Origin of the sequence: Streptomyces sp. BK79 (genome assembly GCF_044142145.1) — a bacterium.
In the GTDB taxonomy this organism is placed as follows: domain Bacteria; phylum Actinomycetota; class Actinomycetes; order Streptomycetales; family Streptomycetaceae; genus Streptomyces.
In genome coordinates this window covers 278623-305072 of the sequence record NZ_JBHVOC010000004.1, presented here as the reverse complement: position 1 = coordinate 305072, position 26450 = coordinate 278623, and the positions used below count along the sequence as shown (strand labels likewise).

General features: G+C 73.9%; 27 protein-coding genes. 19 read left to right on the top strand and 8 right to left on the bottom strand.

Going from position 1 to position 26450, the window contains the following annotated elements:
- The first annotated feature begins 33 nt into the window (after positions 1-33).
- The 6 genes from ACFIF2_RS07000 to ACFIF2_RS06975 all read left to right on the top strand — a co-directional run bounded on the left by ACFIF2_RS07000 (position 34) and on the right by ACFIF2_RS06975 (position 6465).
- Positions 34-1302 (top strand): prenyltransferase/squalene oxidase repeat-containing protein, encoded by a 1269-nt coding sequence (locus tag ACFIF2_RS07000; RefSeq protein WP_395571624.1) that lies wholly within the window; start codon positions 34-36, stop codon positions 1300-1302.
- Positions 1299-1964 carry an SCO2322 family protein gene (locus tag ACFIF2_RS06995; RefSeq protein WP_395571623.1) on the top strand — a complete coding sequence of 222 codons (666 nt, stop codon included), beginning with the start codon at positions 1299-1301 and terminating at the stop codon, positions 1962-1964. Before ACFIF2_RS07000 ends, ACFIF2_RS06995 begins: the two co-directional genes overlap by 4 nt.
- An 85-nt stretch (positions 1965-2049) precedes the next feature.
- Entirely contained in the window at positions 2050-3186 is a 1137-nt protein-coding gene (locus ACFIF2_RS06990) for an energy-coupling factor transporter transmembrane component T (RefSeq protein WP_395571622.1), read from the top strand.
- Complete coding sequence (locus ACFIF2_RS06985; RefSeq protein WP_395571621.1) at positions 3183-4874, top strand: ABC transporter ATP-binding protein; 1692 nt, start codon at positions 3183-3185, stop codon at positions 4872-4874. Before ACFIF2_RS06990 ends, ACFIF2_RS06985 begins: the two co-directional genes overlap by 4 nt.
- Positions 4871-5764, top strand: a complete 894-nt coding sequence (locus ACFIF2_RS06980) for an ECF transporter S component (RefSeq protein ID WP_395571620.1) — start codon at positions 4871-4873, stop codon at positions 5762-5764. Before ACFIF2_RS06985 ends, ACFIF2_RS06980 begins: the two co-directional genes overlap by 4 nt.
- A 287-nt stretch (positions 5765-6051) precedes the next feature.
- Positions 6052-6465 (top strand): transglycosylase SLT domain-containing protein, encoded by a 414-nt coding sequence (locus ACFIF2_RS06975; RefSeq protein WP_395571619.1) that lies wholly within the window; start codon positions 6052-6054, stop codon positions 6463-6465.
- 140 nt (positions 6466-6605) lie between these two features.
- On the opposite strand, the gene ACFIF2_RS06970 is transcribed toward ACFIF2_RS06975, so the two are convergent.
- Positions 6606-7643, bottom strand: coding sequence for a GlxA family transcriptional regulator (locus ACFIF2_RS06970; RefSeq protein WP_395571618.1), 1038 nt, complete (start codon positions 7641-7643; stop codon positions 6606-6608).
- 143 nt (positions 7644-7786) lie between these two features.
- Here ACFIF2_RS06970 and ACFIF2_RS06965 point away from each other — a divergent pair, with 143 nt between their 5' ends.
- Positions 7787-8377: a cysteine hydrolase family protein gene (locus tag ACFIF2_RS06965; RefSeq protein ID WP_395571617.1), complete on the top strand. Its 591-nt coding sequence runs from the start codon at positions 7787-7789 to the stop codon at positions 8375-8377.
- Here ACFIF2_RS06965 and ACFIF2_RS06960 read toward each other — a convergent pair.
- Entirely contained in the window at positions 8338-8796 is a 459-nt protein-coding gene (locus ACFIF2_RS06960; protein WP_395571616.1) for an ATP-binding protein, read from the bottom strand. The two genes, ACFIF2_RS06965 and ACFIF2_RS06960, sit on opposite strands and share 40 nt — an antisense overlap.
- A 95-nt stretch (positions 8797-8891) precedes the next feature.
- Between ACFIF2_RS06960 and ACFIF2_RS06955 the strand changes: the two genes are divergently transcribed.
- The 3 genes from ACFIF2_RS06955 (at position 8892) to ACFIF2_RS06945 (ending at position 11637) form a co-directional block, all read left to right on the top strand.
- Complete coding sequence (locus tag ACFIF2_RS06955; protein ID WP_395571615.1) at positions 8892-9740, top strand: helix-turn-helix domain-containing protein; 849 nt, start codon at positions 8892-8894, stop codon at positions 9738-9740.
- Positions 9700-9906 (top strand): DUF397 domain-containing protein, encoded by a 207-nt coding sequence (locus tag ACFIF2_RS06950; protein ID WP_395571614.1) that lies wholly within the window; start codon positions 9700-9702, stop codon positions 9904-9906. The genes ACFIF2_RS06955 and ACFIF2_RS06950 overlap by 41 nt, the downstream gene beginning before the upstream one ends.
- Before the next feature lie 93 nt (positions 9907-9999).
- The gene (locus ACFIF2_RS06945; protein WP_395571613.1) at positions 10000-11637 is read left to right on the top strand and encodes a hypothetical protein; all 1638 of its coding nucleotides are present in this window, start codon (positions 10000-10002) and stop codon (positions 11635-11637) included.
- Here ACFIF2_RS06945 and ACFIF2_RS06940 read toward each other — a convergent pair.
- Positions 11591-13747 carry a bifunctional glycosyltransferase 87/phosphatase PAP2 family protein gene (locus ACFIF2_RS06940; protein WP_395571612.1) on the bottom strand — a complete coding sequence of 719 codons (2157 nt, stop codon included), beginning with the start codon at positions 13745-13747 and terminating at the stop codon, positions 11591-11593. The two genes, ACFIF2_RS06945 and ACFIF2_RS06940, sit on opposite strands and share 47 nt — an antisense overlap.
- Positions 13748-14200: 453 nt before the next feature.
- Here ACFIF2_RS06940 and proP point away from each other — a divergent pair, with 453 nt between their 5' ends.
- The 3 genes from proP (at position 14201) to ACFIF2_RS06925 (ending at position 16951) form a co-directional block, all read left to right on the top strand.
- On the top strand, positions 14201-15613 hold the full coding sequence (gene proP, locus ACFIF2_RS06935) for a glycine betaine/L-proline transporter ProP (protein WP_395571611.1): 1413 nt from the start codon (positions 14201-14203) through the stop codon (positions 15611-15613).
- A 57-nt stretch (positions 15614-15670) separates the two neighbouring features.
- The gene (locus tag ACFIF2_RS06930; protein WP_395571610.1) at positions 15671-16135 is read left to right on the top strand and encodes a GNAT family N-acetyltransferase; all 465 of its coding nucleotides are present in this window, start codon (positions 15671-15673) and stop codon (positions 16133-16135) included.
- A 144-nt stretch (positions 16136-16279) separates the two neighbouring features.
- On the top strand, positions 16280-16951 hold the full coding sequence (locus ACFIF2_RS06925; protein WP_395571609.1) for an O-methyltransferase: 672 nt from the start codon (positions 16280-16282) through the stop codon (positions 16949-16951).
- Between the two features lie 36 nt (positions 16952-16987).
- On the opposite strand, the gene ACFIF2_RS06920 is transcribed toward ACFIF2_RS06925, so the two are convergent.
- Entirely contained in the window at positions 16988-17380 is a 393-nt protein-coding gene (locus ACFIF2_RS06920) for a hypothetical protein (RefSeq protein ID WP_395571608.1), read from the bottom strand.
- A gap of 86 nt (positions 17381-17466) precedes the next feature.
- Between ACFIF2_RS06920 and ACFIF2_RS06915 the strand changes: the two genes are divergently transcribed.
- Positions 17467-17874 (top strand): DUF1992 domain-containing protein, encoded by a 408-nt coding sequence (locus ACFIF2_RS06915; protein ID WP_395571607.1) that lies wholly within the window; start codon positions 17467-17469, stop codon positions 17872-17874.
- Positions 17875-17884: 10 nt separating this feature from the next.
- On the opposite strand, the gene ACFIF2_RS06910 is transcribed toward ACFIF2_RS06915, so the two are convergent.
- Together ACFIF2_RS06910 and ACFIF2_RS06905 are read right to left on the bottom strand one after the other, a co-directional pair.
- On the bottom strand, positions 17885-18508 hold the full coding sequence (locus ACFIF2_RS06910; protein WP_395571606.1) for a hypothetical protein: 624 nt from the start codon (positions 18506-18508) through the stop codon (positions 17885-17887).
- Positions 18509-18513: 5 nt separating this feature from the next.
- Positions 18514-19179 carry a hypothetical protein gene (locus ACFIF2_RS06905; protein WP_395571605.1) on the bottom strand — a complete coding sequence of 222 codons (666 nt, stop codon included), beginning with the start codon at positions 19177-19179 and terminating at the stop codon, positions 18514-18516.
- Between the two features lie 165 nt (positions 19180-19344).
- On the opposite strand from ACFIF2_RS06905, the gene ACFIF2_RS06900 reads away from it, so the two are divergent.
- The gene (locus ACFIF2_RS06900; protein WP_395571604.1) at positions 19345-19842 is read left to right on the top strand and encodes a GNAT family N-acetyltransferase; all 498 of its coding nucleotides are present in this window, start codon (positions 19345-19347) and stop codon (positions 19840-19842) included.
- A 152-nt stretch (positions 19843-19994) separates the two neighbouring features.
- The gene (locus ACFIF2_RS06895) at positions 19995-21245 is read left to right on the top strand and encodes a peptidoglycan-binding protein (RefSeq protein WP_395571603.1); all 1251 of its coding nucleotides are present in this window, start codon (positions 19995-19997) and stop codon (positions 21243-21245) included.
- Between the two features lie 85 nt (positions 21246-21330).
- Here the strand turns inward: ACFIF2_RS06895 and ACFIF2_RS06890 are convergent, their stop codons facing one another.
- Positions 21331-21993, bottom strand: a complete 663-nt coding sequence (locus ACFIF2_RS06890) for an HAD-IA family hydrolase (RefSeq protein ID WP_395571602.1) — start codon at positions 21991-21993, stop codon at positions 21331-21333.
- Between the two features lie 233 nt (positions 21994-22226).
- Positions 22227-22808 carry a TMEM165/GDT1 family protein gene (locus ACFIF2_RS06885; RefSeq protein ID WP_395571601.1) on the bottom strand — a complete coding sequence of 194 codons (582 nt, stop codon included), beginning with the start codon at positions 22806-22808 and terminating at the stop codon, positions 22227-22229.
- A 424-nt stretch (positions 22809-23232) separates the two neighbouring features.
- Between ACFIF2_RS06885 and ACFIF2_RS06880 the strand changes: the two genes are divergently transcribed.
- The 3 genes from ACFIF2_RS06880 to ACFIF2_RS06870 all read left to right on the top strand — a co-directional run bounded on the left by ACFIF2_RS06880 (position 23233) and on the right by ACFIF2_RS06870 (position 26367).
- Positions 23233-23877, top strand: coding sequence for an HNH endonuclease family protein (locus ACFIF2_RS06880; RefSeq protein WP_395571600.1), 645 nt, complete (start codon positions 23233-23235; stop codon positions 23875-23877).
- 88 nt (positions 23878-23965) lie between these two features.
- Positions 23966-25621: an alkaline phosphatase D family protein gene (locus tag ACFIF2_RS06875; protein WP_395571599.1), complete on the top strand. Its 1656-nt coding sequence runs from the start codon at positions 23966-23968 to the stop codon at positions 25619-25621.
- A 290-nt stretch (positions 25622-25911) separates the two neighbouring features.
- On the top strand, positions 25912-26367 hold the full coding sequence (locus ACFIF2_RS06870; RefSeq protein ID WP_395571598.1) for a DoxX family protein: 456 nt from the start codon (positions 25912-25914) through the stop codon (positions 26365-26367).
- Positions 26368-26450: the final 83 nt, after the last annotated feature.

Genomic DNA, 26450 nt, shown 5'->3' with positions numbered 1-26450 from the left:
CCGACTCCGCGCAGGGAAAGGCACCCGCCGCTCATGAACGTCCGCCGTCGCAGCAGCGCCGCGGCCCTGGCCGCTATAGCCGTGATCGGCGCCGCCGCCGCGCCCGCGGCCGCCGCCGATCCGTCGTCCTCCCCGTCCGCGCCCGCGGCCAAGTCCCCCGGGTCCTCCGGGCTGTACGGGACCGCCGACCCCCAGTACGACGGTGTCTGGCGCCAGTCCCTCGCCCTGCTCGCGCAGGACACCGCGGGCGTGACCCCGTCGCCGAAGGCCGTGGACTGGCTCACCGGCCAGCAGTGCGCCAACGGCGCCTTCGCCCCGTTCCGCGCCGACACCGCCAAGCCGTGCGACGCCAAGACCATGGTCGACACCAACAGCACGGCCGCCGCCGTCCAGGCGCTGTGGGCGCTCGGCGGGCGCGGTGACGTCGTCGAGTCCGCCCTCACCTGGCTGAAGTCCGTCCAGAACAAGGACGGCGGCTGGGGTTACACCCCCGGCGGCCCCAGCGACGCCAACTCCACGGCCGTCGTCATCGGCGCCCTGACCGCCACGGGAAGCAAGCCCGAGCAGGTCGCGAAGGACGGCAAGGACCCGTACGACGCCCTGCTGACGTTCGCCCTGCCCTGCGCGAAGGACAAGGGCGCCGGTGCCTTCGCCTTCCAGCCCGACAAGGACGGCAAGCTGCTCGCCAACGCGGACGCGACGGCCGCCGGCGTCCTCGGCGCGCTCGGCAAGGGCCTGGTCACCGAGGCCGGCGCGAAGTCCGGCGCGGCCACCTGCACGGACGCCGGCAAGCCGACCCGCGAGCAGGCCGCCGCGAACGGCGCCGCCCACCTCGCCGACGCCCTCGCCGAGGACGGCCACCTCAAGTCGGCCCTCGGCGGCTCCGCCGACCAGCCCGACTACGGCAACACCGCCGACGCGGTCGTCGCCCTCGCCGCGCAGGGCGGCGCGGACAAGGCGGCCGGGCCGCTGGCCTGGCTGGAGAAGAACGCCGCGAAGTGGGCCGGGGAGAGCGGCCCCGCCGCCTACGCCCAGCTGATCCTCGCCGCCCACGCCACGGGCGCCGACCCGCGTGACTTCGGTGGCACGGACCTGGTGGCGGCCCTGAACGCGACCGGGCCGAGCCCGCAGGGCGGCAAGGTGACGGACAGCGCGGCCGCGAGCGACGCCGACGACGCCAAGGAGAAGGACGACAAGGACGACTCCGGCTTCGGTGTCTGGTGGTTCGTCGGCGTCTGCCTGGTCTTCGGCATCGGCGTCGGCTTCCTGCTGAGCGGCCGCAACAAGAAGCGGCAGCCGTGACCCGCCGCGTCGTCCTCCTCTTCCTGGCCGCGTTCCTGCTGATCGGGAGCGCGGGCCAGGCGCAGGCCGCCGGTTACCGCTACTGGTCCTACTGGGAGCGCGACGGCGAGAGCTGGACCTACGCCACCCAGGGCCCGTCCCTCGTCCGCCCGTCCGACGGGGACGTCCAGGGCTTCCGCTTCTCGGTCAGCGAGAACTCGGGCGACGCGGCCAAGCCGCGCGGCACGGCGGACTTCGCGACGATCTGCGCGAAGACGCCGGCCGAGGACGGCAAGAAGCGCGTCGCCCTCGTCCTCGACTTCGGTACGGCGTCCGACGCCCCGTCCGGCGAGACCCCGCCGGCCCCGCGCACGGCGTGCGCCCGGGTCTCCCCCGACGCCACGACGGCCGACGCCCTGGCCGCCGTGGCGGAGCCGCTGCGCTACAACACCAGCGCCATGCTCTGCGGCATCGCGGGCTACCCGAGCGCGGGCTGCGGGGAGCAGGTCTCCGGGCAGGAGCCGCAGCAGCAACAGCCGACGGGAACGGCAGCCCCGGCCCCGAAGGACACGCAGGACGACGACGGCCCCTCGGTCGGCCTCTACGCGGGCATCGCCCTCGTGGCAGCCCTGGCCGCCGCGACAGCCTGGCAGGCAAGGCGGCGCAGGAATGCGACCGACTGACCCGGCGATCCCCCATCCTGCGGGCAGTCGTGCCGCTGGGGCGATGGGGGTCCCCCCGCTCGAGCGAAGCCGAGAGTGGGGGAGGGTGGGCGCAGGCGGCGCCCCGCCGGCGCGGGCCAGCGCCCCCACCCCCCGCCACCGACCCGAGTCCCTGCACCCCGGTGCCTGGTGGCTCTGGGCGCTGGCCCTCGGTACCGCCGCGACCCGCACCACCAACCCTCTCCTCCTCACCCTCCTCATAGCCGTCTCCGCCTACGTCGTCATCACCCGCCGCCCCGACGCCCCCTGGTCCCGCTCCTACGGCGCCTTCGTCAAGCTCGCCCTCGCCGTCCTCCTCATCCGCCTCCTCTTCACCACGCTCCTCGGCTCCCCCATCCCCGGCACCCACACCCTCGTCACCCTCCCCGAAGTCCCGCTCCCCGACTGGGCGCAGGGCATCCGCCTCGGCGGCCGGGTCACCGCCGAGGGCCTCGCCTTCGCCCTGTACGACGCGATGAAGCTCGCCGCCCTCCTCGTCTGCGTCGGCGCCGCGAACGCCCTCGCCAACCCCTCCCGCCTCCTCAAGTCCCTCCCCGGCGCCCTGTACGAGATGGGCGTGGCCGTCGTCGTCGCCCTCACCTTCGCCCCGAACCTGATCGCCGACGTCCAGCGCCTGCGGGCCGCCCGCCGCCTGCGGGGCCGCCCCGACAAGGGCGTACGGGGCCTGCTCCAGGTCGGGCTCCCGGTGCTGGAGGGCGCCCTGGAGCGCTCCGTCTCCCTCGCCGCCGCGATGGACGCCCGCGGCTACGGCCGTACCGCCCAGGTCCCCGCCCGCGTACGCCGCACCACCGCCGCCCTCACCCTGGGCGGCCTGCTCGGCGTCTGCGCAGGAACGTACGGCCTGCTGACCGCCGCCGGCGGCTCCTACGGCATCCCCGTCCTGCTGGCCGGCCTCGCCGCCGCGCTGGCGGGACTGTGGCTCGGCGGTCGCCGGACCGTCCGCACCCGTTACCGCCCGGACCGCTGGGACGCCCGCACCTGGCTGGTCAGCGCCTCCGGCGCGGTGGTCGCGGCGGTGATGTTCCTCGCCGCCGCCCGCGACCCGGCGGCCCTGCACCCGGGCGTGGTCCCGCTGGTCGCCCCCACGCTCCCGCTGTGGCCGGCGGCGGCCGTACTCCTCGGCCTGCTCCCGGCGTTCGTCGCCCCCGCCCCCCACCCCGCACCCGGCAAGGAGCCGTCGTGATCCGCTTCGAGGATGTCTCCGTGACGTACGACGGAGCGGCCGAACCCACCGTCCGGGGCATCGACTTCGAGGTCCCCGAGGGCGAACTCGTGCTGCTCGCGGGCCCGTCCGGGGTCGGCAAGTCCACCGTGCTCGGTGCCGTGAGCGGCCTCGTGCCGCACTTCACCGGCGGCACGCTGAGCGGCCGGGTCACCGTGGCCGGCCGCGACACCCGCACCCACAAGCCGCGCGAACTCGCCGACGTGGTGGGCACGGTGGGCCAGGACCCGCTGGCCCACTTCGTGACGGACACCGTCGAGGACGAACTCGCCTACGGCATGGAGTCCCTCGGCCTCGCCCCGGACGTGATGCGCCGCCGCGTGGAGGAGACCCTCGACCTGCTGGGCCTGTCCGGCCTGCGGGCCCGCCCCATCGCCACGCTCTCCGGCGGCCAGCGGCAGCGGGTGGCGATCGGCTCGGTCCTCACTCCGCACCCCCAGGTGCTGGTCCTGGACGAGCCGACCTCCGCCCTGGACCCGGCGGCGGCGGAAGAGGTGCTGGCCGTCCTCCAGCGCCTGGTCCACGACCTCGGTACGACGGTTCTGCTGGCCGAGCACCGCCTGGAACGGGTCGTCCAGTACGCCGACCAGGTCGTCCTGCTCCCCGCCCCGGGCGAGGCGCCCGTCCTCGGCGCCCCGGCGGACGTGATGGCCGTCTCCCCGGTGTACCCGCCGGTGGTGGGCCTGGGCAGACTGGCGGGCTGGTCCCCGCTGCCGCTGACCGTCCGGGACGCCCGGCGCCGCGCCGCCGGTCTCCGGGACCGGCTGGCCGACCGGCCGGTCCCGGACCACACCCCGCCGCCCGCCACGCTCCCCGCCCCTCCCGCCCTCAGGCCCGCCACCGCCCGCCGGTGGCGGCGCGGGAAGTCCCCCGCGCCGACGGGCTCCGCCCCCACCCCGTACGCCGCCGAGGTCCGCTCCCTCGCCGTGCGCCGCGACCGCGTGCGGGCCCTGCGGGGCGTCGACCTCACCGTCTCACCCGGCGAGACCATCGCCCTGATGGGCCGCAACGGCGCCGGGAAGTCCACGCTGCTCTCCGCGCTGGTCGGCCTCGTCGAACCGTCCGCCGGTTCGGTCCGGGCCGGCGACGCCGTGCCGCACCGCACGTCCCCCCGTGACCTGGTGCGCCGTGTCGGCCTGGTCCCGCAGGAACCCCGCGACCTGCTGTACGCCGACACCGTCGCCGCCGAGTGCCGGGCCGCCGACCATGACGCGGAGGCGGCCCCCGGCACCTGCCGTGCCCTGCTGACGGAGCTGCTGCCCGGCGTCGCGGACGACGCCCACCCCCGGGACCTCTCCGAGGGCCAGCGCCTCACCCTCGCCCTGTCCGTCGTGCTGACCGCCCGCCCGCCGCTCCTCCTCCTGGACGAGCCGACGCGCGGCCTGGACTACGCGGCGAAGGCCCGGCTGACCGGCGTCCTGCGCGGGCTGGCCGCCGAGGGCCACGCGATCGTGCTGGCCACGCACGACGTGGAACTGGCCGCCGAGCTGGCCCACCGGGTCGTGCTGCTCGCCGAGGGCGAGGTGATCGCCGACGGCCCGGCGGCGGACGTCGTCGTCGCCTCGCCGTCCTTCGCACCGCAGGTCGCCAAGGTGCTGGCCCCCGGCATGTGGCTGACGGTCGCACAGGTTCGGGAGGCGCTGTCATGACCGGCGCGAAGTCCGGCGCGAAGTCCGGCGCGAGCCCCCGTACCAGCCCCGGCACCCCCCAGCGCCAGGCCCGCGCGGTCCGTCTCGGGCCCCGCTCGACAGCCGCCCTGGTGCTGGTCAGCGCGGTGGGCGTGGCGGGCTTCGGCTGGCCCTTCCTCGCCCCGCCGGACGCCTCGCTGAACGGGCACGCGCAGGACGCGCCGTGGCTGTTCGCGGGCGTCCTGGTGCTGCTGGTGGCCGTGGTCGCGGCGACCATCTCCGAGTCCGGTCTCGGGCCCAAGGCGGTGGCGATGCTCGGCGTCCTGGCGGCGGCGGGCGCGGCGCTGCGGCCCATCGGCGCGGGGACGGCCGGCCTGGAGCCGATGTTCTTCCTGATGGTGCTCAGCGGCCGGGTCCTCGGCCCCGGTTTCGGCTTCGTCCTCGGCTCGGTGACCATGTTCGCGTCCGCGCTGCTCACCGGCGGGGTGGGTCCGTGGATGCCGTTCCAGATGCTGTCGATGGGCTGGTTCACGATGGGGGCGGGCCTGCTGCCCTTCCCCGACCGCCTGCGCGGCCGGGGGGAACTGCTCATGCTGGCCGCGTACGGCTTCGTGGCCGCCTTCGCCTACGGCACGATCATGAATATGCAGGGCTGGCCCTTCCTGGACCCGGAGGGCTCGACGATCGGCCTCGATCGGGACGCCGGTGTCGCCGCCAACCTGGCCCGCTTCGTCGCCTACTGCCTGGCCACCTCCCTCGGCTGGGACGCGGGCCGCGCCGTGATGACCGTCGTGCTGACCCTCACTCTCGGCGCCCCGGTCCTCAAGGCGCTGCGCCGGGCCACGCGCCGGGCGGCCTTCGAGGCGCCGGTCACGTTCGAGACGGGCGACGAGGTGAGCCGCCCCACGTGACCGGCCTCACCTACGAAGCCGGGCCGTAGACCGCACGCCGGTCCGGACACGCCCCGCGCACCGCTCTGACCTGGTCTTTGCGGCCCCCGTCACACCAGCCCCACCAACCCCACATACGACCACCACTAGCAAAAGGGGTGATTGCGGACGGGGTTCCCGGCTGTTTCTCTGGGACGAGTCGCCAGGCGCCGACGCCCTCACGGGGCGCGGCGCCGACGCACGCCGGGGCCGCGCACCACGCGGCCGGGCGCGCGCCGACGCCCCTGTCCCCGAAGAAAGGCCCTCCGTTGACCGCCGTCTCCCTCCTCCGCAGTGCCGCCACCCCGAAGAAGGCCCTCGCCGGTGCCGCGCTGGCCGTGGCCACCTGCGGTTCCCTGATCGCCGCCGCGCCCGCCCAGGCCGCGACGCCCGCCTCTTCGGCCCAGGCGACCGCGAAGAAGATGATCGGTGACGCGGCCGAGTACCAGTGCTTCGCCAAGATCGTCGACCACGAGAGCGACTGGAACGTCAGCGCCACCAACTCCTCCAGCGGCGCTTACGGCCTGGTCCAGGCCCTGCCGGGCTCGAAGATGGCCTCGGCCGGCTCCGACTGGAAGACCAACGCGGCCACCCAGATCGAGTGGGGCCTGGACTACATGAAGGACCGCTACGGCAGCGCCTGCGACGCCTGGAGCTTCTGGCAGGCCAACGGCTGGTACTGACCCGGGACCGCCGCCTTCACGCGGCGTCGTCCGTCGGCTCGCGGGGGACGTGTGTCCTTCTCCGCAACGTGAACACACGCGGGGCATGTGTCCTCGGGGTGCGCAGATGAGCGCTTCGAGGACAGGGGGCGGTGAAGTGTTCACGCTTTCGGGCTGAGCCGGTGGGGCGGAGGCGGGTCGCCGTGGAGGCCGGCGCCGGTGCGGAAACGGCGCCGGTACTCCGTCGGGGTCGTGTCGAGGCGGCGGCGGAACGCCCGGACCAGCGTGTCGACGGTGCCGAAGCCGCATTCTGAGGCGACGCGCTCCAGTGTGACGTCGGTGGACTCGAGCCGGTGGCGCGCCACCTCGACGCGGGCCGACTCCACGTACGCGTGCGGGGTCGTGCCCAGCTCGGTCTTGAAGATCCGGGTGAGCTGCCGGTCGCTGACGTGGAGGTGCGCGGCGAGGTCCGCGACGGTCAGCGGTTCGGCGATGTGCCGCATGATGTGGTGCCGCAGGTCCTCCACGCGCCGGGTCGACGCCACCTGCTCCAGCGGAACGCTGAACTGGCTCTGCCCGCTCGGCCGCTTCAGGTACATCACGAGCTGCCGGGCGACGCGCAGCGCCACCGCCTCCCCCAGGTCGTCGGCGACGAGGGCGAGGGACAGGTCGAGGCACGAGCTGATGCCCGCGCCCGTCCACACGTCGCCCTCGCGGATGAAGATCGGGTCGGCGTCGACCTCGACCGCCGGATGCTCCTCGGCGAGCTGCCGTGCGGTCGACCAGTGGGTGGTGGCGCGCCTGCCGTCGAGGAGCCCGGCGGCGGCCAGCACGTGCGCCCCGACGCAGACCGACGTGACCCGCCGGGTCCGGGCGGCGAGTTCCCCGACCCGCCGCACCACTGCGGGGTCGGTGAGCGCGTGGACCCGGCCCCGCTCGTCGACCTCCACCGCGCCGGGCACGATCAGGGTGTCGATGCCCCGCGCGGCCAGTTCCTCGAAGGTCGCGTCGGGCAGGACGCGCACCCCGGCGCCGGTGGTGACCGGGTCCCTCGTCTCGGCGGCGAGGACGACGTCGTAACCCGTCGCCTCCTCCGCCTCGCGCCGGGCGAGGGCGAACACCTCCGGCGGCCCGGTGACGTCGAGCAGGTCAACGCCCTCGAAGAGCACGACGACGATCAGTCGTTCCACGGAGTTCACGAGTCCCTCGACCCTTCGGCACTCTCGGCGGTCATGTCGGTATCTGCAGGTTAGACGACATTGCCGACATGGCCGGGCCGACCGTAGCGTCGTAGGCGCGGATCACCGTCCGCTCACCCATCCCGACCACCGAGGGGTTCCCCATGCCCAGGACCACGCTCCGCCACCTCAACGGACTCGACGACACCCCCGCCAAGCTCGCCGACTCCACCCTCGTCCTCGTCGACTACCAGAACACGTACACGACCGGCGTGATGGAACTCGACGGCTGGCAGGACGCGCTCGACGCCGCCGCCCGCCTGCTGGCCCGGGCCCGCGAGGAGGGCGCGAAGGTCATCCACGTCATGCACGACGGCGGCCCGGGCACCCCGTACGACATCCGCGCCGAGATCGGGCAGATCCACCGGAGCGTCGCGCCGGCCGACGGCGAGCCCGTCGTCGTCAAGCAGGCGCCCGACTCCTTCGTCGGCACGGACCTCGGCGACCACGTGGACGCGGCGGGCAACAACGACCTCGTCGTCATCGGGTTCATGACGCACATGTGCGTGACCTTCACCGCGCAGGGCGCCTTCCTGCGCGGCAACCGCCCCACGGTCGTCGCCGACGCCTGCGCCACCCGCGCCCTGCCGGTCACCGGCCTCGAAGTGGACGCCCGCCAGGTGCACCACAGCGCCCTCGCCACCGTCGCCGACCTCTACGGCGTCGTCGTCCCGTCGCAGTCGTCCCTGACCTGAGGCGAGCACTCGAACCACACCGTCTTGCCGTCCCCCGGGCCGGGTCCCACCCCCCACTTGTCCACCACGGCGTCCAGCAGCACCAGCCCGCGCCCGCCTTCGGCGTCGTCCCGCACCTCCCCGGCCAGGACCGGGAGGCGCGGACTGCCGTCCGCCACCTCCACCCGGACACCGCCGCCGCCCGCCTGCCGCAGCAGCACCAGCGTGCAGCGGCGGTCCGGGACGTGGCGTACGACGTTGGCGAGCAGCTCGGTCGCGGCCAGTTCCACGGCGTCGGCCAGCTCGCCGAGGTCCCACTCGCGCAGGTAGGAGCGGATGATCCGCCGCACGTGCCGGGCCGAGTGGGCGCCGGCGGTGAAGCACATCCGGTACTGGTCCGGACGGTGGCCCACGAGGACCGAGGGAAAGTATTCGTTCACGGCACGAGCCTGACGTCGGACGACTACCGTGGGCTACCGGACGGATACAACCGGTCCCGGAGTGGACCGAGTTGCGCGCGAGGGGACTTCTCCACATGACCCACGTCAACGCCCTCGACCCGGGCGCCTCACCGCTCGACTACTACGGCTTCGAACTCCGCCGCCACCGCGAGGCGGCCGGCCTCACCCAACGGCAGCTCGGCGACATCGTCAACTACACCGGCTCCCTGGTCGGCCAGATCGAAACCGCCCGCAAGCTGCCGACACCGGAGTTCAGCGAACGGGTGGACGCGGCGCTGGGGACGGGCGGGTTGCTGTCGCGGCTGGTCGACCTGGTGATGCGCAGTCAGGTCCCCGCCTGGTTCCAACAGGTGGCCGAGTTGGAGGTGCGGGCGACCGAGATCTACTCGTTCGACACGCACATGATCCACGGACTCCTGCAGACCACCGCGTACGCACGTGCCGTCCTCGGGGCCCTGGACCAGAACAACCTCGACGACCGCACGTCGGTCCGAGTCGCGCGCCAGAAGATCTTCGAGAAGGAGGAACCACCGGTCTTCTGGGCCGTGCTCAGCGAGAGCGCGCTGTGCCAGAAGATGGGCGACCAGGAGATCATGCGGGAGCAACTGGCCCACCTGTTGACCTTCGAGACCAACCCACGGATCAACGTTCAGATCCTCCCCTTCGAGGCGGGGGCACACGCGGGACTGCAAGGCTCGTTCGACGTCTACCGCTTCGCAGGGGACCCGCCCATCATCTACACCGAGGGGTACGGCAGCGGACATCCGACCGCCAATCCGGACACCGTCAAGGACTGCTCACTCCGATACGATCATCTCCAAGCATCCGCACTCTCCCTCCGGGAATCGGCGGAGCTGATCCGGCGCTTGATGGAGGAACGCTATGGAGAGCAACGCGACTTCGACGGGGATCCAGTGGCGTAAGTCCAGCTACAGCGGCGACCAAGGCGGCCAGTGCGTCGAGGTCGCCGAGTTGCTCCCCCACGCCACCGTCGCCATCCGCGACTCCAAGACCCCGGCGGGACCCGTCCTCACCCTGACGCCCGCCGCCTTCACCGCCTTCGTCGGCTGGACCTCCACCCCGGAGTGATCTGACCGGGACCGATCAACTAATCTGTTCGATTTCTCGTCTCCGCACGTGCCCCCCGCCGTGCACCGATGAAACCGAACGGATTCCCCGACCGTGGTCCCTGCCGAACTCACCGTCGCCCGCCCCGAAGGGCGTACGGACAGACCGCCGCGCGGTGCCCTGCGCGCCTTCGCGCACCGGCACCGCGTGCCGCTGCTGGCCACCCTGCCCACCCTCCCGCTGTACGCGGTGTGGTGGGCGTTTCTCGCCACCGGCGGGGGTGACCTCGCCGCTCAGGAGGCGTGGACCGACTTCGTCTCCCGGCACGGCGGTTCGCCGTACGGGCTGTTCTGGTACGGCGGGGTGCACACCGCCAACTACAGCGTCATCTCGCCGTACCTGATGGCCGCGCTCGGCGTGCGCACGGTCACCGCGCTGTCCGGGCTGGCCGCGTCCTGGCTGGCGGCCGTGCTCGTCGTACGGACCGGCGTGCGGGGGCCGCTGTGGGTCGCGTCGCTCGCCTCGTTCGCCCTGTGGTGCAACGTCGTCTCGGGGCGTACGACCTTCGCGCTCGGCCTGGCCTTCGGGCTGGCCGCGTGCGTGCACCTGGTCCGGGAGCGGCGGCTCGTCCTCGCCGCCGGGTACGCGGCCCTGGCGACGATGGCCTCGCCGGTGGCCGGGCTGTTCCTGGCCGTCGTGGGGGCCGGGTACCTGCTCGTGCGGGAGCGGGGGCGTGCCCTGGTGCTGCTCGTACCGCCGGCCGCCGTCGTCGGGCTGACCACGGTGCTGTTCCCCTTCCACGGCGAGCAGCTGATGCCGGCGGGCCGGATATGGCCGCCGGTCGTGCTGGGCCTCGCCGTCACCGCGCTGACCCCCCGCGACTGGCGGGTCGCCCGGTGGAGCGGGGCCGTGTACGCGGCGGGGACGGTGCTGGCGTACCTCATACCCTCGCCCATCGGCACGAACGTCGAGCGGTTCGCGGAGTACTTCGCGCCGCCCGTGCTGCTCGCGGCCCTGCTCACCGCGCCCCCGCTGCGGCGGCCGGCGCGCACGCTGCTGGTCGTCGCCCTGGTCTTCTCCGTCGGCTGGACGGTCAAGAAGACCGTCGACGACGTGAAGGAGTACACGGTGGTGCCCGCCTGGGCCACCGAGACCGACGGGGTCGTGCGGGCGCTCGACGGGCTCGGCGCCGACCGCACCCGCGTCGAGGTGGTGCCCGCCCGCAACCACCGCGAGGCGTCCGGGCTGGCCCCGCACGTCAACATGGCCCGCGGCTGGAACCGGCAGCTCGACATGGAACGCGCCCGCCTCTTCTACGACGGCAGCTTCTCGGCGGCCACCTACCGGGCGTGGCTGGACCGGTGGGCGGTCGGCCTCGTCGTCCTGCCGCTGGGCAAACCGGACGGCTTCGCCGAGCAGGAGGCGCGGCTCGTGCGGGACGACAGCCTGCGGCCCGCCTGGCTGGAACCCGTCTGGCAGGACGAGCACTGGCGGATCTACCGGGTGCGGGACGCCGTGCCGCTGGTCTCCGCGCCCGGCGCCGTCGTGACGACCACCCCTACCGACCTCGTCCTGCGCGTAGAGCGGCCCGGCGCGGTGACGGTGCGGGTCGCCTGGTCGCCGTGGCTGCGGTCCGACGGCGGGTGTCTCGCCCGGGACGGCGAGTTCACCCGCCTGACCGTCCAGGCGCCGGGCGAGTACCGGCTCAGCTCCCGGTACGGTCCTTCGCCGGGGCCGGGGGATCGCTGCTGAGCCCTTCGTCGGACGTGCCCGGGGCCGGGACGGGGGCGGCGGTCCCGGACGACGCGGCCGCCGCCTTGCTGGGCACAGCCGTCGTGGGCACCGCCGCCGTAGCCGCCGCCGTCGTGGTCCGGGCCCTCGGGCCCTGGAAGAGGTACGCCAGGCCGAATCCGGCCGCGACCACCGCCGCGCCGCCCACCGCGTCAAGGATCCAGTGGTTGCCGGTCGCCACGATCGCCGCGACGGTGAAGAGCGGGTGGAGGAGGCCGAGGGCCTTCATCCACGCCTTCGGGGCGATGATCGCGATCGCCACACCGCACCACAGCGACCAGCCGAAGTGCAGCGACGGCATCGCCGCGTACTGGTTGGTGAGGTGCGTCAGCGTGCCGTAGTCCGGCTGCGTGAAGTCCTGCACGCCGTGCACCGTGTCGATGATCCCGAGGCCCGGCATCAGGCGCGGGGGCGCCAGCGGGTACAGCCAGAAGCCGACCAGCGCCAGCAGCGTCGTGAAGCCGAGGGAGGCGCGGGCCCAGCGGTAGTCGACCGGGCGGCGCCAGTACAGGACGCCGAGGACGGCCAGCGGGACGACGAAGTGGAACGACGTGTAGTAGAAGTCGAAGAAGTCCCGCAGCCAGCCGATCTTGACCACGGCGTGGTTGATCCCGTGCTCGATGTCGAGGTGCAGGAAGCGCTCGATGTCGAGGATCTGCCGGCCGTGCTCCTCGGCCCGCGCCCGCCCCGCCGAGTTGCTGCCGCCGGTCGCCGCGAGGCGGACCTGGGAGTAGGCGGCGTAGGTGACGCGGATGAGGAGCAGTTCGAGGAGGAGGTTGGGGCGGGTCAGGACGCGGCGCAGGAACGGCAGCAGGGGGACGTGCTTGAAGCGGGTCGGGACCGGCGGCGCGTAGCTCGTCGGGACCGGTGAGTCGAAGTACGGCGACGTGCGGGACAGGAACGGCACGGCGACGGCGGCGGCCAGCGCCGCGAGCAGCACGACGTTGTCCCGCAGCGGGTACAGGGCCGCCATGTTCGGCAGCATCATCTTCGCGGGCAGCGTCATCACCAGGACGACGGCGACCGGCCACACGTACCGGTCGGACGCCTTCTTGCCGACCCGGCCGACGAGCGCGGGCAGCACCCACAGCAGCTGGTGCTGCCAGGTGGCCGGCGACACCACGACGGCCGCGCAGCCGGTGATGGCGACGGCGAGCAGCAACTGCCCGTCGCGGGCGTAGCGCACGGCGCGGCGCAGGGCGAGGACGGCGACGGCCGCGCCGAGCAGGAGGAAGAGGGCGATCTCCAGCGGGCCGTTGAGGCCGAGGCGCAGCAGGGCGCCGTGCAGCGACTGGTTGGCGAGGTCGTCGGCCTCGCCGCCCAGGCCCACGCCGGCCATGTGGTGGACCCAGTAGGTGTAGGAGTCCTGCGCCATCGCCGCCCAGGCGACGGCGGTGCAGGCGAGGAAGGTGACGCCCGTGGACACGGCGGCCCGTCTGCGGTCGGTGAACCACAGAAGCGGGACGAAGAGGAGGACGGTCGGCTGGAACGCGGCGGCGACACCGATGAGCGCACCGCCGACGCGGTCGCCGTTGGTCCCGCGTACGGCGAAGCAGCCCAGGAAGACGAGGAGGACCGGGATGACGCTGGTCTGGCCGAGCCACAGGGCGTTGCGCACCGGCAGCGACAGCATGAGCAGGCTGACCGCGACCGGCGCGGCCAGCAGCGCGGTGCGGCGCCCCACCGGCTGCGGCAGCGCGCGGGCGGCGACCAGGCCCAGGGCCACGACGAGCAGCAGCGAGCCGAAGGTCCAGCCCCAGCCGAGGGCCTGTTCGGCGGCGCGGGTGAACGGTTTGAGGACGAGGCCGACGAACGGCGTGCCGGTGAACCGCGTGGAGTCGTACAGGGACCCCTCCACGTGCAGGACCCCGTGCTCCCCGACCCAGGTCTCCAGGTCGGTCAGCCGCTCCCCGCTCGGGGTGCTGAGGACCGTCGCCATCTGTCGTACGGCGAGGATCGCGGCGATCAGCCACAGTCCGAAGCGCGCGGCGCGCAGCCTTGCTCTGGTCGCGTCGACGGCCGGTGGTCCGAAAGCCTCCGCCGGTCGCCCACTGTGCTCCGCATTCGCCACGCCTCGTCGGCCTCCCGCCCCGTTCGTCCGCGTCCGTGTACGCGGAGAGCTGTCCCTGCGAACCCTATGAGGCTCGCACCACCCCCGGGGGGAGACGCAGGCAACCCCCGCTCAACCTGACAGCCGCCCGCATTTCGCCCCGTCTTTCTCCCGGCCTTCCGGCCGTTTGTTCGGACGACGATAGTCCGGCGGGTGTCGCGACGCCTCCCGGAGGAGCGATAAGGATCACAGGTCAGGGGCGCGGGGAACGTCCCGCGGCGCGCTGACGTCCCTGCGTGCACGCCCTTTCGGTGCACAGTGCAACGAAAAGCATACCGGGCGTAAGCGGCGCATCAGCGCCTATGGTCGCTTTCTGCCCGTGGCCGAGTGCCGCGGGCGTTTTCCGGCCCGGCGACAGCGCCGCCGTGCGGGTCGTGGTGTCCCCGTCCCCGTCGAAAGTAGGCGAGCGAAGTCTTGTCGGCTGCCCCTGTCGCCGCGCACCCGTCCCGCACGAACCCGCACTCCTCCCCGCCGCCCGGGGCCGGGTCCGGGTCCGGGTCCGGGTCCGAGCCCTCCCCCACCGTGACCGACCCCGCGCTCGTCAGGCGGGCCGTCAAGGCGGCGGCGCTGGGCAACGCGATGGAGTGGTTCGACTTCGGCGTCTACAGCTACATCGCCGTGACGCTCGGCAAGGTCTTCTTCCCGTCGGGCAACCCGACCGCCCAGCTCCTGTCCACGTTCGGCGCGTTCGCGGCGGCGTTCCTGGTCCGGCCGCTCGGCGGCATGGTCTTCGGCCCGCTCGGCGACCGCGTCGGACGGCAGAAGGTCCTCGCCCTGACGATGATCATGATGGCGGCGGGCACGTTCGCCATCGGCCTGATCCCGTCGTACGCGTCGATCGGCGTGTGGGCGCCGGTGCTGCTGCTGGTCGCGCGGCTGGTGCAGGGCTTCTCGACCGGCGGCGAGTACGCGGGCGCGTCCACCTTCATCGCCGAGTACGCGCCGGACAAGCGGCGCGGGTTCCTCGGCAGCTGGCTGGAGTTCGGCACGCTCGCCGGGTACATCGCCGGCGCGGGCCTGGTGACGCTGATGACGGCACTGCTGTCCGACGGCGACCTGACGTCCTGGGGCTGGCGCGTCCCGTTCCTGATCGCGGGGCCGATGGGCATCATCGGCCTGTACCTGCGGATGCGGCTGGAGGAGACGCCGGCGTTCGCGGCGGAGGTCGAGAAGGCGGAGGCGGAGCGGCCGAAGGTGCCGCTGCGGGACATGATCACCGGGCAGTGGCGGGCGCTGCTGCTCTGCGTGGGCCTGGTCCTGGTCTTCAACGTCACCGACTACATGCTGCTGTCGTACATGCCCAGCTACCTCACGAGCGAGCTGAAGTACGACGAGACGCACGGGCTGCTGGTCGTGCTGGGCGTGATGGCGCTGATGATGGTCGTCCAGCCGTTCGCCGGCGCGCTGACCGACCGGGTGGGGCGGCGGCCGGTGATCGCGGCCGGGTGCGCGGGCTTCCTGCTCCTGTCCGTCCCGGCGCTGCTGCTGATCCGCGAGGGCAGCCTGCTCGCGGTGGGGCTGGGCATGGCCGCGCTGGGCCTGCTGCTGGTCTGCTTCACGGCGTCCATGCCGTCCGCGCTGCCCGCGCTCTTCCCCACCCGGGTGCGCTACGGCTCCCTGTCCATCGGCTTCAACGTCTCGGTGTCCCTGTTCGGCGGGACGACGCCGCTGGTGGTGACGGCGCTGATCGGGGCGACGGGCGACATGATGATGCCCGCGTACTACATGATGGCGGCGGCCGTCGTCGGCGGCGTGGCGGTGTGGTTCATGTCGGAGTCGGCGGGACGCCCGCTGCCGGGCTCGGCCCCGGCGTCCGACGGCCGCTGACCGGCCCGTTCCTCCCCGGGCACGCACGGCCGGGCCCGTCCCTGCCAGACTGCCCGGATGACGATCAGACTCGCCGAGGAACGGGACTTCCCCGGTTTCCTCGCCCTCGCCGCCCAGGTCGAGCACTGGTTCGGCCCGATGGTCGGGGAAGCCGGTTTCCACGACGCCGTGCGCGAGCACGTCCGCCGCTCCGCGGCACTCGTCGCCGACGACTCGGGGCCGGACCTCCTCGGCGGGCTCCTGTTCGGAGCGCGGCCGCCGGTCCACCACGTGCACTGGCTCGTCGTGTCCGAGCGGGCACGGGGGAAGGGCACCGGGCGCGCGCTGATGGCGGAGGCGACGCGCAGGTGGGTCCGGGGGCCGGGCACCATCGAGGTGGTCACCTTCGGCGCCGACCACCCCGGCGCGCTCCTGAGCGGCGCACGGGTCTTCTACGAGCGCCTCGGCTTCACCCCCGCCGAGACCGTCGCCCCCGGCCCGGAGGGCGGTTCCCGGCAGCTCTTCCGCCGGACCGTCGACTGATCACGCGACGCCGGCGGACGGGCGCCGCCGGTTCCGGCCGCCGGACACGCCCGCCGGAACACGCCCGCGCGCCCGCACACCCGGGCTATCTTCGTTAGCGCACCTACTTAGAAAAGCTAACGACGCACACGGGAGGCCCCGGTCATGAGCGAGTCGCAGCTCTGGGACGACGTCGACGCCTACTTCACCGCTCACCTGGCCCCCGGCGACGGCCCCCTGGAGGCCGCCCTGAGGGACAGCGAGGCCGCCGGGCTGCCGCGGGTGAGCGTCACCGCCAACCAGGGCAAACTCCTCCACCTCCTCGCCCGGATCCAGGGCGCCCGCACCATCCTGGAGATCGGCACGCTCGGCGGCTACAGCACCATCTGGCTGGCCCGCGCCCTGCCCTCCGACGGCCGCCTGGTCACGCTGGAGTACAGCGCCCGGCACGCCGAGGTCGCCACCCGCAACATCGCCCGCGCCGGCCTCGACGCCCTGGTCGACGTCCGCGTGGGCCCGGCCCTGGAGTCGCTGCCGAAGCTCGCCGACGAGAACCCGGCCCCCTTCGACCTGGTCTTCATCGACGCCGACAAGGGCAACAACGTCCGCTACCTGGAGTGGGCCCTCAAGCTCACCAGCACCGGCAGCCTGATCGTCGTCGACAACGTGGTGCGCGGCGGACGCGTCGCCGACGCCGAGGACACCGCCGACGACGTACGCGGGGCCCGCGCCGCGATCGAGCTGATCGGCAGCCATCCGCGGCTGAGCGGCACGGCGCTCCAGACGGTCGGCAGCAAGGGCTACGACGGCTTCGCCCTCGCCCGCGTCCTGGCGTGAGCGCCGGCATGAGCGCCAGGGGCTCGGACGGCGGTCTCAGACCTCGTGGTAGAAGCCGACGTTGACGCTGCGCGGCCCCGTGCGGTCCTGGACCACGATCTCGCCGCTGCCGCCCCTGGGCAGCGGCAGGGTGCCGCCGTACGCCAGCGACCGCGCGTACCCGGCGACGGTGACCCGGACCTCGGAGGAGGGGTCCGGCTGCGAGCCCCGCAGCCAGGTCAGCCCCCAGGTGCCGTCGGGGCCGCAGCGGAACTCCAGGTGGACCCGGGAGACGAACAGCCAGTCGTCCGGCGTCGAGAGCCGGCACACGGACTTGTCCCGGCCCACCCGCAGCACCGCCCCCGGCTCGCTGGGCGCGTCGGCCATCTGCATGCCGGCCGTGGCACCCGCGTCCGCGGCGGTGACGGCGGCCATGGTGAGTTCGAGCACGCGCGCTCCTTCAGAGACGTCCTGGGTGACGTACCGCCGCCGCATGATAGATCGGCCGGTGGCGCGGTGTCCGGCACAATGGGGGCATGACCGAGCGGAAGCCACCCGGCGTGCCCTTCGAGAGCTGGGTCGACAAGCAGGTACGTGACGCGCAGGCGCGCGGCGAGTTCGACGAACTGCCCGGCGCGGGAAAGCCCCTGCCGCCCGAGGTGGACGGCGCCTACGACGAACTGTGGTGGGTCAGACGGAAGATGGCCCGCGAGGGCTTCTCCATGCTGCCGCCGACGCTGGCCCTGCGCAAGGAGGCGGAGGACGCCCTCGAGGCGGCGGCGAAGGCCCCGTCGGAGCGGGTGGTGCGCCGCATCGTCGAGGAGATCAACGTCAAGATCCGCGACGTCATGTTCAAGCCTCCGCCCGGCCCCCCGCTGGGTCTGAAGCCCTACGACGTCGAAGAGGTCGTACGGCGGTGGCGGGAGGGCCGGGCGGAACGCTGACGCCCGCGTGTCAGACACGCATGAGGCGGTCCGCCAGCTCGCGGTAGTCCCGCAGGGCCAGGCGGAGTTGTTCGGTGTCGGTGCTCGTGGCGCGGTCGTCGGCGTCGGTGTCCCGCCACGACGTGCGCAGGGTGCGGCGGCGCTGTGCCACGGCGTCCGTGAAGCGGGCGGTCAGCTCCTCCAGGACGCGGTCGGCCTCCTCCACGGAGGCGCGCGGCGCGTCGACGAAGCCGGCCACCGCGTGGTGCAGCCGCTGCCCGAGCCGGTCGCACTCCTCGTGCGCGAGGAGCGCCTCGTCGTGGACGCCCTCGGTGGTGGCGCTCCCGGCCCCGCCCGTGTCCGCGGTCGTTCCGCCCGGAGTGCCCGGACCATCGGTCCGCAGGCCGGGGGTGACGTCGGCACGGGTACCGGCGGCGTGGTCGGCGCGGGCGCCGGGCACCGGGTACGCGTCGTCCGTCCGGTCGGGGTCCGAAGCGGTGCCGCCGCGAACGGGATCCGGGGCGGTCCTGCCGCGGACGGGGTCCGGGGTGGTGCCGCCGCGGAGGGGATCCGGGGTGGTGCCGCCGCGGGCGTCGGGTGTCTGCCTGTCGGGCTCGGCGGGGACGCCGCCGGGCTTGCGGGTCACGTCGGACATCTGTCTCAGCTCTCCTTCGGCCGGTGCTTGCCGAACGACCAGGAGTGGGGCGCACGGGCCGGGGCGCGGCCCTCGCCGTCCGCCCCGACACGCTGCCGGCCGCTCTCGTGGCGGGACGGGCCCACCAGGTCCTCGAACAGCGCGCGGGCGGCGACCAGGGACTCGCGCATCTCCTCCGTACCCGCGCCGGCGTCCTGCGCGCCGTCCGCGCGGGCGTGCGTCACGCGGTGCACGCGCCGGTAGCCGTCGATGTGGTGGGCGTGGTGCACGGACAGCGCCGCGAGCTGCTCCTCGTACTGCCCGCCGTCCGGGAAGCCCCGGACGCCGGCCAGCTCGGCGATCAGCCGGTCCGCCTCGCCGACCGCCTCGCGCGGGGAGTCGACGAAGCGTTCCTGGACCGCCGTCCAGCGCGCCTCGTACCGCTCGCGCTCGGCGGGCTCCAACGGCCGCTCGCGCAGCGCCCCGTGCCGTTCCACGCGCTCGGCGAGTTCGCGCTCGGCCGCCTTGGTGTCGCCGTCGTGCCGGGCCACGGCCCGGTCGTACTCGGGCCCGAAGCGCCGCTTCAGGCTTCCGCCGTGCCGGGGGCCCCGTGCGCGCAGAGCCAGTACGGCCGCGACGACGAGCACGACCGCCACGATCACGATCAAAGCGATGATCACGCCTGTGGACATGAGTGCCTTCCGGTTTCGTCGGCCCCGCCTGCTCTCCGAATGGGCCGGTTCGCCCCTCGGGTTGCCCCGGAAAGCGCCCTCAAACGGTGCTCGGCGAGCGCCGACGGCGCACCGGTGGGAAAATACGCTCGCGCCCCGGGCCCGCCCGTCCCGACAATGCCGGTCATGACCTGGACCGTCGCCCCGGAACCGTACGACTCCCCCGTCGCCGCCGCCCTGTGGCGTGCCTACTACACGGAGGTCAGCGACCGCTGGTACCTGCTGCGCGAGGGGCGGCGCACCGACCCCGCCGAGCTGGAGCGGGAGATCGCCGCCGAATCCGGCGCCGGCCTCGCGCCGCCCCGGGGGCGGCTGCTGGTCGCGCGGTACGCCGGCGCGCCGGCCGGCACCTGCGGCGTACGGCTGCTGGACGGCACGACCGCCGAGCTGACCCGGGTCTTCCTGGTCGAGGGGATGCGCGGCCGGGGCGGCGCCGCGCTGCTCGTGCGGGCCGCCGAGGACGCCGCCCGGGCCCTCGGCGCCTCGCGGATGGTCCTGGACACGCGGGGCGACCTGGTCGAGGCCCGCGCCCTGTACGCGCGGCTCGGCTACCGGGAGACGGAGGCGTACAACGCGGGCCCGTACGCGGAGCACTGGTTCGCGAAGGACCTGGCGGCCGCCTGACGCCGGACGGGAGTCCTGGTCGGTGTGGCCCGTTATGCCCGCTTCAGCCCTCCGGGAAGCCCGTATTCCGGGGGCGTGCGCGCGGAACTGTGGAGAAGATCTGCATAATCTCTGGAGTTCGCGAGGGGAGTCGCGAGGGGAGGGACGAACACGTGGAACAGCGGAACGATCCGTCGCGGGAGCGGTCGCAGGGGCGGCCGTCGCAGCACGGGCCCCGGGGGCACGCGTGCCCGGAGTGCGGCACGCCCAGGGAGGCGGACAACACGCCCTCCTGCGCCTGCGGCTCACGGGCGTCCGACGCCCTGCGCGACGCCCGCACGGCCCAGGCGGCAGCGGCGGAGGACTTCGACCCGCTGCGCATCCGGCCGTACGTCGAACTGGACCGCGTCGGCGAGCCCGCACCGCCCGGCGCGAGCCCGGCGCCCTCGGCCGGCCCACCAGCGGGCGCGGATCCGGCCTCCACCGCGCCCGCCTCCGCGCCGGCCGCGCACGGGTCCGCGCCGGCCGCGCACGGGTCCGCTTCGGCCGCCCCGTCCGACCCCGACGCCACCATGACGCTGCGCGCCGTCGGCACCGAGCCGCCCGCCGGACCACCGACCGAGCCGCTCCCCGCGGCGACGCCGGAGGCTACGTCCACGCTGCCCACGCCGCTGGCACCCTCGGCCGCCGCGCCGAGGGCGCACGACCTGCGCCTGTTCGAGACCTCGGCCACCGCGCCCGACGCGCCGGAGGGGCCCGTCGGATCCGGCGCGGGCGGCACTGGAGGGCGCCCGCCGCGCGGGCGGCGCCGGGGCGTGCTGCTCAGTGCCGCGGCGGCGGTCGTGGCCGTGGTGTGCGCGGCCGGATACGCGAGCGGGCTGTTCTCCTACGAGACGCCCTCGCGGGACGGAGCCCTGCCGCAGGAGGTCCGGGCCGGCGTGCCGGAACCGTCGGTCAGCGAGCCCTCCGCGACCCCGAAGCCGAGCACGCCCTCCGCCCCCGAGACCTCCGCGTCCGCGTCCCCGTCCGCCACCGCGTCCGCGAGTGCGAGCCCGTCGCCCTCGCCGTCCCCGTCGGCGTCGAGCGCCTCGCCCACGCCGTCCCCGTCGGCCGAACCGACGAGGACCGCGACGGCGACCCCGTCCGGCGACCCCGGGCAGGAGTCCGAGGACGACGGCCGCGACGACGACCTCGGCGGCGGTCCGGCACTGCACCGCGGCGACCGGGGCCCCGACGTCGCCGAGCTGCAGCAGCGCCTAGCCCAGCTGTACCTCTACACCGGCGACATCAACGGCAACTACAACCACCAGGTCGAGGACTCGGTCCGCACCTACCAGTGGGCCCGGGGCATCCGCACGGACGACCTCGGCGTCTACGGCCCGGACACCCGGCGCATGCTGGAGGCGGAGACCCGGCAGCCGTAGGCGGGCGTTCTCCCGCGCGCCGGCGGCCTACCGCGTACCCGCCCACCGGCGGCACCTGGCGGCCGCGCCGCGCAGCGCCGCGTCGTCAGCCGATGTGCAGCCGCAGCGTCCCGTCGGCGCCGGACTCCACCCGTACGCGGGTCAGGTCCTCCACGACCACGTCCGGCCCGTGGAACCCGGCGCGCGGGCCGACGCCCACGACCCGCATCCCGGCGGCCTTGGCGGCCGCGATGCCCGCGCCGGAGTCCTCGAAGGCGATGCAGTCGGCGGGGGCGGCACCCAGTTCGGCGGCCCCCTTGAGGAAGCCCTCGGGGTCGGGCTTGCTGGCGCCGACCGACTCGGCGGTGACCCGGACGTCGGGCTGCGCGAGCCCGGCGGCGGCCATCCGCGCGGTGGACAGCGGCACGTCGGCCGAGGTCACCAGCGCGTGCGGCAGCCCGCGCAGCGAGGCGAGGAACTCCGGCGCCCCGGGGATCGCGACGACGCCCTCGGTGTCGGCGGTCTCCTCGGCGAGCATGCGCGCGTTGTCCGCGTGGTTCTGCTCCATGGGGCGGTCCGGCAGCAGCAGCGCCATCGAGGCGTAGCCCTGTCGTCCGTGGACGACCTTCATGACCTCGTCCCCGTCCAGACCGTGCCGGTCGGCCCAGCGCCGCCAGACGCGCTCGACGGCGGCGTCCGAGTTGACGAGGGTGCCGTCCATGTCGAGCAGCAGGGCACGGGCGGTGAGAACGGTGGTGGTGGCCGTCATCGGCAGACTCCAAGGCGCGGGGAGGAAACAAGGTGGCCCCGCCCGCCGGTCAGGGAGAACGAGCGGGGACCACTTTGTTCATCCACGGTACAAAAAAGAGGGGGCTTCGCGCCACCACCCCGCCGGAACGTTCACGCACCGTTCAGTTCGCACTCCCCCCCCCCCCCGGCGGCCCGCGCCCCCGCCACCCCGTCGGCCCGCGCCCCGCCCGCACACACGCACGCGGCCGCCGCTCAGCCGGCGACCGCCTCCCACAGACTCCAGACCCCGAGGCCCAGCATGAGCAGCGCCGCGACCTTCGTGATCAGCGCCAGCGGCACCCGCTTCATCAGGGCCTTGCCGCCGACGATGCCGAGCCCGGCCACCGCCCACAGCGCGAGCACCGCGCCGAGGCCGACGGAGAGCGGGTCGTCGTAGCGGGCGGCGAGGTTCGCCGTCATGATCTGCGTGAGGTCACCGAACTCGGCGACCAGGATGAGCATGAAGCCCGCCCCGGAGACCTTCCAGAAGGACTGGTCCTGCGGCTTGCGGATCTCCTCGTCCCCGTCGTCCTTCTTCATGAGCAGCACGGCGGCGCCGCCCAGGAACAGCACGCCGGTGATCGCGTGCACGATCTGCTGGGGCAGCAGCGTCAGCACACTGCCCGCCGCGACCGCGAGCACGACGTGCAGCAGGAAGGCGGCGGCCACGCCGGCGAAGACGTACGAGGCCCGGTAGCGGGTGCCGAGGACGAGGCCGGCGAGCGCGGTCTTGTCCGGCAGTTCGGCGAGGAAGACGACGCCGAAGACGACGGCCGTCACGGTCAGGCTGATCAAGGGTTCCTCTATCGGTCGGGGCCGCCCCGCCGAGAGTGCTGGTCCTGCGCTGCGGACACCTCGGCACGGCAGCACACGGTCGCCCCCGCCGTACGGCACGGGCGTGCACTGCTTGCCGAAGGTCTCGCTGGCCGGCCCCGCGTACGGGACCTGCCTCCGGGCGCCGGCTCAGACGAGCTGAGCAGTGTGTCGACGGTCCGGCGAAGAGCTACTCCCCTTCTGCGCCGTCCATAGTACGCGAGCCCCCGGGCGGCACGAAGGGCCGAAGGTCCGGACGCCCCGGAGGGCGAAATTCCCGTCGCGCTTATAGACGTGCCATGCACACGTCACTAACTTCTTACCGACCGCACACCTGTACGCCATGCGGCGTCGCGAGCATTCCCCTGCCCGCGCCCCAACACCCCCACCACCCAAGGGAGTTCGCATGCCGAAGTTCTACGCGCGTCGACGGCTCGGTTTCCTCGCGGCGTTCACCGGGCTCATAGCCTCGGCCGGGCTGCTCAACGGCCCGGCCGCCTCCGCCGCCCTCCCCACCCCGGTCAGCGGCGCCACCGCCCGCTCCTACCTCGCCTCCCTCACCGTGGCCACCGAGAACCGCACCGGCTACAACCGGGACCTCTTCCCGCACTGGATCACGCAGTCCGGCGCCTGCAACACCCGCGAGACCGTCCTCAAGCGCGACGGTTCCGGCGTCGTCACCGACTCCGCCTGCGCCGCCACCAGCGGAAGCTGGTACTCCCCCTACGACGGCGCCACCTGGTCCGCCGCCGCCGACGTGGACATCGACCACCTCGTCCCGCTCGCCGAGGCCTGGGACTCCGGCGCCGGCTCCTGGACGACCTCCCGGCGCCAGTCCTTCGCCAACGACCTGACCCGCCCCCAGCTCCTCGCGGTCACCGACAACGTCAACCAGTCCAAGGGCGACCAGGACCCGGCCACCTGGATGCCCTCGCGCACCGCCTACCGCTGCACGTACGTCCGCGCCTGGGTCCAGGTGAAGTACTACTACGGCCTCTCGGTCGACTCCGCCGAGAAGTCCGCGCTCCAGAGTCACCTCGCGAACTGCTGACGCATCCTCCGTCACACGTTCGGCGCGGAACCTCCCCGCCGGCCTCCGTCGTTCCGTACCGTACGGGGCGACGGAGGAGAGGATCACCGTGGCCGGACTGCGCCTGGGACCACTGCTGAGATACACCGACGGCTCGTGCGCGACCGTCTGGGTCGAGACGAGCCGCCCCTGCACCGCCGAGGTGCGCTGCGCCGACGGCGCCGAGGGCACGACGCGCACCTTCCAGATCGCGGGGCACCACTACGCCCTCGTCCCGGTGAGCGGCCTGACACCCGGCACGGCGACGGAGTACGAGGTGTTCCTCGACGGCACGCGCGCGTGGCCGCCGCCCGACTCGCCCTTCCCGCCCTCGGTGATCGCCACGTCCCCGCCCGGCGAGGAACTGCACGTCGCCTTCGGCTCCTGCCGCTGGGCCGCCCCGCCGGCCGGCGGGCACGACCCGGTGGGCCCGGACGCCCTGGACACCCTCTCCGCGCGCATCGCGGCCGCCCCCCGGGGCGCGCGGCCCGACGTCCTGCTCCTGCTCGGCGACCAGGTGTACGCCGACGAGGTCTCCGACGCCACGCGCCGCTGGATCGCCGACCGCCGCGACCTGGACGAACCGCCGGGCGAGCAGGTCGCGGACTACGAGGAGTACACCCGCCTCTACTACGAGTCCTGGCTCGACCCGGAGGTGCGCTGGCTGCTGTCCACGGTGCCCAGTTGCATGATCTTCGACGACCACGACGTCATCGACGACTGGAACACCTCCGCCGCCTGGCTCGCCGACATGCGGGCCACCGACTGGTGGCGCGAGCGGCTGCTGAGCGGGCTGATGTCCTACTGGGTGTACCAGCAGCTGGGCAACCTCTCCCCGGACGAGCTGGCCGCCGACCCCCTCTACGCCGCCGTCCGCGAGGCCCCCGACGGCACCGACGTGCTCCGCACCTTCGCCGCCCGGGCCGACGCCGACCCCGCCTCGGTCCGCTGGAGCTACCGCCGCGACTTCGGCCGCGTACGGCTGGTGATGGTGGACTCCCGCGCCGCCCGCGTCCTGAGGGAGGACAGCCGCGCGATGCTCGACCCGGACGAGGCCGCCTGGCTGCGCGAGCAGGTCATGGACGGGCGGGACGACGGCGGGCGGGAGGGCCCCTACGACCACCTGCTGATCGGCACCTCCCTGCCCTGGCTGCTGCCCCATCTGGTGCACGACGTGGAGGCGTGGAACGCCGCCATGTGCGCCGGTGAACGGGGCGCGCGGTGGGCGCGGCGCGGGGAGAAGATCAGGCGCGGGGCCGACCTGGAGCACTGGTCGGCCTTCCCCTCCTCCTTCGACGCGCTCGCGGACCTGATCGCCGAGGCCGGTACGGGACCGGGCGCGCCGGCGACGGTGAGCGTGCTGTCGGGCGACGTCCACCACGCCTACGTGGCCGAGCCCTCCTGGCCGGCGGGGCGCACGCCCGACGCCCGGGTGGCGCAGCTGACCTGCTCGCCCGTCCACAACTCCGTGCCGCTCTCCATCCGCCTCGGCTTCCGCTTCGGCTGGAGCGCCGTGGCGCGGGCTCTCGGGCGGCGTATCGCCCGGCACGGACGGTGCGCGCCGGCGGCGGTCGGGTGGCGCAAGACCGGGGGGCCGTGGTTCGGCAACCAGCTCATGACACTGACGCTGCGGGGCCGGTCGGCCCGGCTGCGCCTGGAGCAGGCACGGGCACAGAAGGGCGGGACGCCCGTCCTGGCGGTGGTCGCCGACAGGGAGCTGACGTAGGGAGCCGGCACAGGGAGCCGGCACAGGAAGCCGACGCAGGAAGCCGACGCAAGGAAGCCGGTGCAGGGGGGCGGCGGGTATGGATCCGGTCACGCCGACAGGCTCCGCCGCAACCGTGGGAGCGCTCCCACCTGCGACGGCCACCGCGCGAGAAGCGTGACCGCACGCCACGTCATGGCCAAATGTTGAACTTGCAAGTACTCGTTAGGGTCACCTAACGTGGGCAGCCCACTCGGTTCCGTCCCCCACCGGCCCCGTCGGGCCGGCCCGACCGAAGGAGCACCCCCCACATGTCCGGACGCCTCAACAGCGCCCAGCCCTACGCCCTCGGCCTGTTCCGCATGGTCGTCGGCCTGCTTTTCGCCTGCCACGGCGCCGCCTCCCTCTTCGGCGTCCTCGGCGGCGCGTCGGGCGGCGGCGGCACGGTCGAGACGGGCACCTGGCCCGGCTGGTACGCGGCCGTGATCCAGCTGGTCGGCGGCGGTCTCGTGATGCTGGGCCTCGGCACCCGCGCCGCCGCGCTCGTCGCCTCGGGCTCCATGGCCTACGCGTACTTCAAGGTGCACCAGCCGAGCGCGCTGTGGCCGATGGAGAACGGCGGCGAGGCCTCCGCGATGTTCTGCTGGGCCTTCCTGCTGCTCGCCTTCACCGGCTCCGGCGCCTTCGGCCTGGACCGGCTGTTCGCCCGGCGCGCGGCCGAGCAGGAGAAGACCGCCGCGGAGCGGCAGACGCCGGTCGCTGCCTGATCCGCCCGCGAGCGGCGCCCCTTCGCACAGGAGGGGCGCCGCTCGCAGCCGGGTGCCGCCCCGGTGAACGCCTCGTGCCGAAC